Origin of the sequence: uncultured Amnibacterium sp. (assembly GCF_964245895.1) — a bacterium.
In the GTDB taxonomy this organism is placed as follows: domain Bacteria; phylum Actinomycetota; class Actinomycetes; order Actinomycetales; family Microbacteriaceae; genus Amnibacterium.
The window spans coordinates 23,564-29,696 of sequence record NZ_CAXTOQ010000027.1 but is presented as its reverse complement, the minus strand read 5'-3'; the positions used below and the strand labels follow the sequence as shown (position 1 = coordinate 29,696).

The window sequence follows — 6,133 nt, the reverse complement described above, 5'->3', positions numbered from 1 at the left end:
ACGAGCTGTCGTCGCGCATCGCGATCGGCGGGATGGGCGAGGTGTGGGAGGCCACGGACCTCGTCATCGGGCGACCCGTCGCCATCAAGATCCTGAAGGACGAGTACCTCGGCGACCCCGGGTTCCTCGAGCGCTTCCGGGCGGAGGCACGGCACGCGGCGCTCGTGAACCACGAGGGCATCGCCAACGTCTACGACTACGGCGAGGAGGACGGCTCCGCGTTCCTCGTCATGGAGCTGGTCCCCGGCGAGCCGCTGTCCTCGATCCTCGAGCGCCAGCACACCCTGCCCCCGGACCGCGTGCTCGACGTCGTCGCGCAGACCGCGATGGCCCTGCACGCCGCGCACGCCGCGGGCCTCGTGCACCGCGACATCAAGCCGGGCAACCTGCTGGTCACGCCGGACGGCCGGGTCAAGATCACCGACTTCGGCATCGCCCGCATCACCGACCAGGTGCCGCTGACCGCGACCGGCCAGGTCATGGGCACGGTGCAGTACCTGTCGCCCGAGCAGGCGAGCGGTCAGCCCGCCTCCCCCGCGACGGACATCTACTCGCTGGGCATCGTCGCCTACGAAGCGCTGGCCGGGCACCGCCCCTTCACGGGCGAGTCGCAGGTCGCGATCGCGATGGCGCAGATCAACGACATCGCGCCGGACCTGCCGCACTCGGTGCCGGAGCCCATCCGCCGCCTGGTGTTCGCGTGCATCGCGAAGGCGCCGTCCGACCGCCCGACCACGGCCGCACTGCTCGCGCGGGCCGCGCAGGCGCTGCGCCGCGGCGACGTGCTCGCCGCCGCCTCCGCCGTGCCGGCGGTGCTGCCCGCTGGCGTCGCCGCGCCCACGATGGCGATGCAGGCGGACTCCGCCACGAGCGTGATGCCGTCGCAGGCCCCCGGCTTCGACACCATGCTGCTCGGGGTGCCGTCGACCGGCACCTCGGCGACGACCGCGTTCCCGCCGCAGGCGCAGCAGGGCCCCGCGCCGGTCACCGGCCCGTACGGCACCGGGGACGGCCCGCGCGACGACGGCCCCCGCCGGCGCAGCCCGTGGACCTGGCCGCTCGTCGCCCTGATCGTCATCCTGGTGGTCGTGCTGGCGGTGTTCCTCGTCCCGAAGCTCGTCGGCGCGGGCGGGTCGCCGACCACGCCGCCGAAGACCCCTGCCGCCAGCAGCTCCACGCCGAAGGACACCCCCACGCCGACGAGCTCGGCGATCACGCTGAACCCGAGCGACTACGTCGACGAGCAGTACACCGACGTCAAGTCCGCGCTCGAGAAGCTGGGGCTCGTCGTCAAGGGCGACTCGCAGGAGGCGACGAGCACGGACGACGCCGGCAAGGTCACCCAGATCTCCCCCTCCGGGCCGGTCACCAAGGGCGACACAATCACCGTCACGTACTACGGGGACGTCGCCAAGCTGTCGAAGCCGACGCCGCTCACCGGGCCGAGCACGGCGGCCGTGGGGATCGCATTCGAGTTGAGTTGGAGCAAATACGGAGGGTGCACCTCCGGCACCGGCGGAGGTCTGTCGCAGTACCAGATCAACGTGACCGGGCCTGCGGCTGAGGCCGGCGACCTCAAACCGACGAACCCCAACGACACGTCGGTGTCGATCACGCCGACCGCCGCGGGCACGATCTCGGTTACGTACCAAGCGTTCTGCGCCGACAGGAACTCCCCCAGCTCGGCCTCGAAGCGAGTGACGGTCACGGCACCCCCCGCGCCCCCGGCCTCGACAGCTCCGCCGGCCCCCACCGACCCGACGACGCCCGCGGACGACTCCGCCGGATGAGCATGGACGAGAGCACGCCGACCGCCGCCGTCACCGGGCCGATCCTGGCCCTGACCGGCGGCGAGCGGCTGCTCGCCGGGCGCTACCGCGTCGAGCAGCACATCGGCCGCGGCGGGATGGCAGAGGTGCACGTCGGCACCGACACCCGCCTCGGCCGCAAGGTCGCGATCAAGCTGCTGAAGTCGTCCCTCGCGAACGACCCGACCTTCCGGATGCGCTTCCGGCAGGAGGCGCAGGCCGCGTCCCGCATGACCCACCCGACGATCGTGCGCGTGTTCGACGCGGGCGAGGAGACGGTGCTGGAGTCGGGGGGCGGCGAGGCGCAGCTGCCGTTCATCGTGATGGAGTTCGTCGACGGCAAGCTGCTGAAGGACCTCATCAAGGACGGTCCGATGTCCGCCCAGGAGGCGGGCCACATCGTCGGCGGCATCCTGACGGCGCTCGAGTACTCGCACCGGGCCGGCGTGGTGCACCGCGACATCAAGCCCGGCAACGTGATGGTGACCAGGTCGGGCCAGATCAAGGTCATGGACTTCGGGATCGCCAGAGCCATCAGCGACTCCTCCGCGACCGTCGCGCAGACGAGCGTCATCCTCGGCACGGCCCAGTACTTCTCCCCCGAGCAGGCGAAGGGCGAGACCGTCGACGCGCGCAGCGACCTCTACTCCACCGGAGTGGTGCTGTTCGAGATGCTCACCGGCCGGCCGCCGTTCCGCGGCGACAGCCCGATCTCGGTCGCGTACCAGCACGTCTCGGAGCGGCCCGACGTACCCAGCCGCATCAACCCGGCCCTGACCGAGCAGATGGACGCGGTCGTCCTTAGGGCGCTCGAGAAGGACAAGACGCGGCGCTACCCGTCGGCGGAGGAGTTCCGCGACGACGTCGACGCGGTGCTGGCCGGCCGCACGCCCACCGCCCGACTCCCCACGGTGGAGCTGCAGCAGGAGCTGTTCGGCAGCGCGGAGCCGTCGGCCGAGGCGACCGTTCGGCAGCTCGCGTTCGACGACCCGGGGCCCGCGCCGACCGCGAGCCGCCCGCCGGTGGGCTGGATCTGGGCGGGCATCCTCGTCGTGATCGCGATCGTGATCGCCGTCGGCATCTGGGTGGCGTCGCTCGCGACCGGCGGGTTCGGGGCCGACGACCGCACGGTGCCGGACCTCAGGGGCTCGACGCAGTCGAGCGCGGAGCGGACCCTCCGCGGGCTCGACCTGCAGTCGCTCGTCGTCCGCGAGGCCAGCTCCACCGTCGACTCCGGGGACGTCATCCGCGCGGCGCCCGGTTCCGGCACGGTGCTGCAGAAGGGCCAGACCGTGCGGATCTGGGTGTCGACGGGCATCCCGCAGAGCACGGTGCCGACGCTCGCGGGCCTCACGCAGGACGGGGCGACGCAGGCGATCAAGGACGCGGGCCTCACGGTCGGCAGCGTCACCACCGCCCACTCGAAGGACGTGCCTGCAGGAACGGTGATCTCCGGGTCGCGCCCCGCGGACGCGCGGGTCGACGAGGGCAGCACCGTGGACCTCGTCGTCTCCGACGGCAAGGTGGACCTGCCCGACCTGACCGGTCAGACCCTCGACTCGGCGAAGTCGACGCTCGCCGGCCTCGGCCTGACGCCCAGCGTGACGACCGCGCCCGACGGCTGCAGCGCCTCCCCCGACGTCGTCTACTACCAGGCCACCCCCGCTGGCGCCGTCGCGCAGGGCTCGACGGTGGTGCTGCAGCAGTGCGGGTCGGACCAGAGCGGCACGGACCCGGTCCCGACGGAGACGCCCGCCGGCTGAACCGCGCTCCTGCCCGCGGCGAGCCCGCTGGAGGAGCTTCCCGCTAGGAGGCGATGCGCGGGCTGAGCCCCGCGGATCGATCGACCGCGCCCTCGTCGCCGACGACGGCGAGCCAGTTCGCGAGCATCCGGTGGCCGCCCTCGGTCATCACGGACTCGGGGTGGAACTGCACGCCGTACACCGGCGCGTCGCGGTGCTGCAGCGCCATGATGACCCCGCCCTCGGTCCACGCCGTGACGGCGAGCTCCACCGGCACGGTACCGTCCACGACAGCGAGGGAGTGGTACCTGGTCGCGGTGAAGGTCGCGGGCACGCCGTCGAAGAGGGCGCTGTCGTCGTGCACGACGCGCGAGGTCTTGCCGTGCATCAGCTCCTCGGCGTTCGTCACCACGCCGCCGAACGCCTCCGCGATCGCCTGGTGCCCCAGGCACACGCCCAGCAGCGGCACCCCGGCCTCGACGGCCGCGTGCACCGCGGGGACGGACACCCCGGCGTCGGAGGGCTTGCCCGGACCGGGCGAGACGAGCACCCCGTCGTACGCCGAGATCCGCTCGGTCAGCCCCTCGACGGGCAGCACGTCGTTCCGCACGACGTCGGTGTCCGCGCCCAGCTGCCGCAGGTAGCCGTTCAAGGTGTAGACGAAGCTGTCGTAGTTGTCGATCACGAGCACCCTGGGCATCCTCGGGATCCTACGCACCGCGGTACCGGGCCGCCGCCGGTCGGCCCGGTACGCTGTCGGCCATGGCCCGAGTGAAGTCGTCCCCCGTCCGCCGGGAGGAGCGCCGGGCCGCGGGGGAGAGCGTCAACCCCGTCTGGTTCAAGCCGCTGATGTTCGGGTTCATGCTGCTCGGCCTGCTGTGGATCGTGGTGTTCTACATCTCGAGCGGCACGCTGCCGATCCCGTTCCCGGCCGAGCAGTCCAGCTGGAACATCCTGATCGGGTTCGGCATCGCGTTCGTGGGGTTCATCATGACCCTCTGGTGGCGCTGACCCTCGCTCGCTCTCTCCGCTCCGGTCCTGCCCCCAGACCGGGAGCGTCCCGGCGTGCCGTCGCGGTATCACCGGGAACGACAGGCCTGTGATTCTCCACACGGTGCACAACCCTGTGGATAACTTCGTGGACGGGTCGTGGAGGACCCGTGGAGGACGATCCCCAGGCGGGTGTGCAGGGCTCAGACCACCGCCGCCGGCACCAGCGCCAGCGCCAGCAGCACGGCGGTGACGACGCCCGCCCCGACCCGGGCACGGCGGTCGCGGCGCGGGCCGCGGTTCGCCACGAACAACCACCCCGTGAGGGCGCCGACGACCAGTCCGCCCACGTGCGCCTGCCACGCGATGCCGGGCAGCACGAACCCGATGGCCAGGTTGATCACGATCAGCACCACGAGGGTGCGGACGTCGACGCCGAGCCGGCGCTGCACGACCGCGACGGCGCCCAGCACGGCGAACACCGCTCCAGAGGCGCCGTAGACCGCGGTGTCCGCCGGGATGAGACCGAAGAAGGCGGCGTACAGCACGCCGACGGATCCGCCGAGCGCACCGAGCACGTAGATGACGACGAGGCGCGCGGCGCCGATCACGTTCTCCAGCGGCCGCCCGAACGAGATCAGGGCGACCATGTTGAAGACGATGTGCAGGATGCCCGTCAGCGAGCCGGGGATCGAGACCGGCTGGTGGATCAGGGCGGAGGTCAGCATCCTCCACGGCTCGAAGGGCGCGCCGGTGGACGGCAGCGAGTAGACGACGCGGTACTGCAGCACGTACTCGAGCCACCCGGCGCTCAGCAGCTGGACCACGTACGCGGCGATCGTGATCGCGGCGATCCAGCCCGTCGCGGTGCGGGGGCGGTAGCGCGCGGACCGGCGCCAGGTCCGGCGCAGGTCCGCGCGCAGGCCGCTCATGCTCAGGTGCGGGGCGTGACGTCCACGCTCGTCAGCTCCTGCTGCTCGAGCGGGCGGTCGGAGCGGTCGGTCGGCACCGCGCCCAGCTTGTCGACGACGTCGCGCGACGCCTGGTCGGCGACCTCGCCGAAGATCGTGTGCGCCCCCTGCAGCCACGTCGTCGCCGCGGTGGTGATGAAGAACTGCGAGCCGTTGGTGCCGCGGCCGCCGCGCTTGCCGGCGTTCGCCATCGCGAGGATGTACGGCTTCGTGAAGTCCAGGTCCGGCGCGATCTCGTCGTCGAACTCGTAGCCGGGGCCGCCCGTGCCGTTCCCGATCGGGTCGCCGCCCTGGATCATGAAGTTCGGGATGACGCGGTGGAAGACGAGGTCCTTGTAGAGGGGAGCCGTCTGCTCCTGGCCGGTGCGCGGGTCGCGCCAGGCCTGCTCGCCGGTCGCGAGGCCGATGAAGTTCTTGACGGTCTTCGGCGCGTGCAGGCCGAAGAGGTTGACCGTGATGTCCCCCTGCGTGGTGTGGAGGACGGCGGTCGCGGTGACGTCGGGCATGCCGTCAGTCTGGCATCCGCGCTCCCCGCGCCGGTGTCAGCCGACGGGCTGCCGAGGAGGCTCGGAGGAGGACCGCAGGCAGAGGCCTGCGCTCGGGCGGTCCTGCGCGGACTTTC

Annotated in this window: 6 protein-coding genes; 3 read left to right on the top strand and 3 right to left on the bottom strand. The window is 72.0% G+C overall.

Annotated elements, in window-relative coordinates; translation table 11 throughout:
• Nucleotides 1-1,790, top strand: a 1,790-nt coding sequence (locus ACFE60_RS06185; protein ID WP_375387970.1) for a protein kinase, incomplete at its 5' end; no start/stop codon positions are given.
• On the top strand, nt 1,787-3,571 hold the full coding sequence (gene pknB, locus ACFE60_RS06180) for a Stk1 family PASTA domain-containing Ser/Thr kinase (protein ID WP_375387969.1): 1,785 nt from the start codon (nt 1,787-1,789) through the stop codon (nt 3,569-3,571). The genes ACFE60_RS06185 and pknB, both read left to right, overlap by 4 nt.
• 43 nt (nt 3,572-3,614) lie before the next feature.
• On the opposite strand, the gene ACFE60_RS06175 is transcribed toward pknB, so the two are convergent.
• On the bottom strand, nt 3,615-4,250 hold the full coding sequence (locus tag ACFE60_RS06175) for an anthranilate synthase component II (protein ID WP_375387968.1): 636 nt from the start codon (nt 4,248-4,250) through the stop codon (nt 3,615-3,617).
• 62 nt (nt 4,251-4,312) lie between these two features.
• On the opposite strand from ACFE60_RS06175, the gene ACFE60_RS06170 reads away from it, so the two are divergent.
• Nucleotides 4,313-4,561, top strand: a complete 249-nt coding sequence (locus ACFE60_RS06170; protein WP_375387967.1) for a cell division protein CrgA — start codon at nt 4,313-4,315, stop codon at nt 4,559-4,561.
• Nucleotides 4,562-4,743: 182 nt separating this feature from the next.
• Here ACFE60_RS06170 and ACFE60_RS06165 read toward each other — a convergent pair whose 3' ends face one another.
• Both ACFE60_RS06165 and ACFE60_RS06160 read right to left on the bottom strand, forming a co-directional pair.
• Nucleotides 4,744-5,472, bottom strand: coding sequence for a rhomboid family intramembrane serine protease (locus ACFE60_RS06165; RefSeq protein ID WP_375387966.1), 729 nt, complete (start codon nt 5,470-5,472; stop codon nt 4,744-4,746).
• Between the two features lie 2 nt (nt 5,473-5,474).
• The gene (locus ACFE60_RS06160; RefSeq protein WP_375387965.1) at nt 5,475-6,017 is read right to left on the bottom strand and encodes a peptidylprolyl isomerase; all 543 of its coding nucleotides are present in this window, start codon (nt 6,015-6,017) and stop codon (nt 5,475-5,477) included.
• Between the last annotated feature and the right edge of the window lie 116 nt (nt 6,018-6,133).

Coding starts and splice junctions, on each gene's coding strand:
- ACFE60_RS06160 (WP_375387965.1), bottom strand. CDS start 6,017: ATGCCCGACGTCACCGCGACCGCCGTCCTCCACACCACGCAGGGGGAC.
- ACFE60_RS06170 (WP_375387967.1), top strand. CDS start 4,313: ATGGCCCGAGTGAAGTCGTCCCCCGTCCGCCGGGAGGAGCGCCGGGCC.
- ACFE60_RS06165 (WP_375387966.1), bottom strand. CDS start 5,472: ATGAGCGGCCTGCGCGCGGACCTGCGCCGGACCTGGCGCCGGTCCGCG.
- pknB (WP_375387969.1), top strand. CDS start 1,787: ATGAGCATGGACGAGAGCACGCCGACCGCCGCCGTCACCGGGCCGATC.
- ACFE60_RS06175 (WP_375387968.1), bottom strand. CDS start 4,250: ATGCCCAGGGTGCTCGTGATCGACAACTACGACAGCTTCGTCTACACC.